Origin of the sequence: Streptomyces alkaliphilus (assembly GCF_014141535.1) — a bacterium.
Classification (GTDB): Bacteria; Actinomycetota; Actinomycetes; order Streptomycetales; family Streptomycetaceae; genus Streptomyces; species Streptomyces alkaliphilus.
Genome location: NZ_VKHT01000778.1, coordinates 1 through 2,465 on the forward strand (window position 1 = coordinate 1; position 2,465 = coordinate 2,465).

Sequence of the window (2,465 nt, forward strand, 5' to 3'; positions counted from 1 at the left end):
CAGCCGGAGGGGGTGGGAGGATGCCGCACTCCAGCGCCCGGGTGACGGCCCGGGTGCGGTCGTCCACCCCGAGCTTGGCGAAGATCCTGGCCAGGTGGGTCTTCACCGTGGCCTCCCCGATGAAAAGACGGCGGGCTATGTCGGGGTTGCCGAGCCCCTCGGCCACGAGCCCCAGCACCTCCCGCTCGCGGGCCGAGAGCCGGGGGCGGCTCCCCCCGCCCCGGGCCCGGGCGACCAGTCGGGCGGCGACCGGGGGTGAGAGCGCCGTCTCGCCGGCGGCCACCGCCCGCACCCCGGCCACGATCTCCTCCCCCGGCGCCGCCTTCAGCAGGTAGCCCCGGGCCCCGGCCTCGACCGCGCCGAGGATGTCGTGGTCGCTCTCCCGGGTGGTGAGGACCAGGACCCGCGCGCCGGGATGGTCGGCGGTGATCCGGGCGGTGGTGGCGACCCCGTCCCAGCCGGGCATCCGCAGGTCCATCAGGACCACGTCGGGGGAGCGGGCGGCGACGAGCGCCACCGCCTGCTCCCCGTCACCGGCCGCGCCGACCACCTCGACGCCGTCGGCCCGGTCCAGGAGTGCCACCAGGCCCTCCCGGACGATCGGGTGGTCGTCCACGACCAGCACCCGGACGGGCCCGGCACCCGGCCCGGCCCTCACGCGCTCCCTCCCCGGCCGGCCGTGGCAGGGGCCGCGAGGTCCGGGGTCCCGCGCGCCTCCCCGAGAGGCAGGCGGACCGTCAGCAGGGTGCCGGTGCGGCCGTCCTCCGGCGGGCCCACCGTCAGCTCCCCACCGGTCGGCAGGAGTCGGTCACGCATTCCCGGCAGGCCGAAGCCGGGCCCGGTGTCGGGGGCATCGGCCGGCGCACCCCGGCCGTCGTCGAGGACCGTCAGGACGGCCTCCCCGTGCGTGACGCGGAGGGTGAGGTCGACGCGGTGCGCGGCGGCGTGCTTGCGGACGTTGGCCATCGCCTCCTGCGCACAGCGCAACAGCAGTACCTCCCGGTCGCGACCGAGCCGGTCGGTGGGGCCGGTGGCGGTCACGGCGACCGGCAGGCCGGTCTCCCGGCGGAACCGCTCACCGAGGCGGACCAGGGAGTCGGCCAGGCCGTCGCCGTGCGGCGGGGCGGCGTTGGCCGCGATCAGGGCACGCGCCTCCTCCAGCGCCTCCCGGGCGGTGGTCTCGATGAGTTCGGGGATGCCGGGGTCCTCGTCGCCGGCGCCGGCCGTCTCTCCCGCGACGGCCTCCCCGCCGCGCGCCCGCTGGGCGAGGACGACGATGCCGGTCAGGTGCTGGGCGATGGTGTCGTGCACCTCGCGGGCGAGGCGCTCGCGCTCGGCCGCCGCCCCCGCCTCCCGGTGGGCGGTCGCCTCGGCCCGTCGGGACTCCCGCACCTCCTCCAACAGCCGGTTCCGTTCGGCGCCCCAATGCCCCAGATGGGTGATCCACGCGCCGGAGGCCGTGCCGAAGACCAGGACGGCGATCTGGAGCACGCCGACCGTCCACGGGTCTCCCCCGGCGGGGTCGGTGTCGAGGATGAACCGGTTGATGAGCCACGGCCCGAGGACAGCCGCCGTGCCCAGGCCGAGAACGGTCGGAACGGTGACGACCAGGGCTCGGCGGACGGTGCCGGAGAACGTCCACACCAGGGGCAGGACGACCGGTTGGAGCATCAGCGCGGCGGGGCCGAAGCAGGCCGCCGCCACCGCGATCACCGGCAGCAGCACCCGGGTCGGCACCGCCCGTGCCCCGCGCGGCGGCGGGTCCGCCAACCGGGTGGTGAGCGCCCCGCGCACCCCGAGCGCGTACACGATGACGAGCAGCGCCGAGCAGACCGCCGGTCCCCACGGATGGGCGGCGTGCACGGGTTCGACGAACAGGGAGAGGGCGAGGGTACCCAGCGCCACCAACGGCACCACCCCGTCCCACCACCGGCGGACGTTCACCCGGTACTCCCGGGCCGGCCCTCCCCGGGCGTCCTGTCGTGCGGCGTCCTCCACGGCCGTTGCCCCCTTCCGAGGGCCCGGGTGCCGGTGGTTCCGGCGTCCTCCCCGGGCCCCGGCCCCATGCTCGCGGGCCGCCGTCACCGGGCGCCGGCCCGCGGTCGACCGACAGCCGGTGTCCCCCGATCGGGGGACACCGGCGCAAGCTGCGGGGCACCACCCGCTGTCAACCCAGGGTTGACACCCTTCACTGTCAACTCTAGGTTGACAGCATGACGAACCCCATCACCCCCTCCCGTCCGGTACGTCTGGACGACCTGATCCAGGCCGTGGAACGCACGCACACCGACACCCTCGACCGCCTCTCCGCCGCCGTCATCGCCGGCGAGCACCTCGGGGAGGTGGCCGACCACCTGATCGGTCACTTCGTGGACCGGGCCCGCCGCTCCGGCGCCTCCTGGACCGACATCGGCCGCAGCATGGGCGTCACCCGTCAGGCCGCGCAGAAGCGCTTCACCCCTTCC

Annotated in this window: 2 protein-coding genes and 1 pseudogene; 1 reads left to right on the forward strand and 2 read right to left on the reverse strand. The window is 76.1% G+C overall.

The genetic code is table 11. From position 1 onward, the window contains the following. Window positions 1-658 (reverse strand): response regulator (locus FNQ90_RS19660; RefSeq protein ID WP_182607578.1); only part of this gene is annotated, 658 nt, incomplete at its 3' end. After that, the gene (locus FNQ90_RS19665) at window positions 655-1,998 is read right to left on the reverse strand and encodes a sensor histidine kinase (RefSeq protein ID WP_182607579.1); all 1,344 of its coding nucleotides are present in this window, start codon (window positions 1,996-1,998) and stop codon (window positions 655-657) included. The genes FNQ90_RS19660 and FNQ90_RS19665, both read right to left, overlap by 4 nt. 215 nt (window positions 1,999-2,213) lie before the next feature. Between FNQ90_RS19665 and FNQ90_RS19670 the strand changes: the two are divergent. Beyond that, window positions 2,214-2,465 (forward strand): annotated as a pseudogene (locus tag FNQ90_RS19670) (Clp protease N-terminal domain-containing protein); the annotation flags it as partial.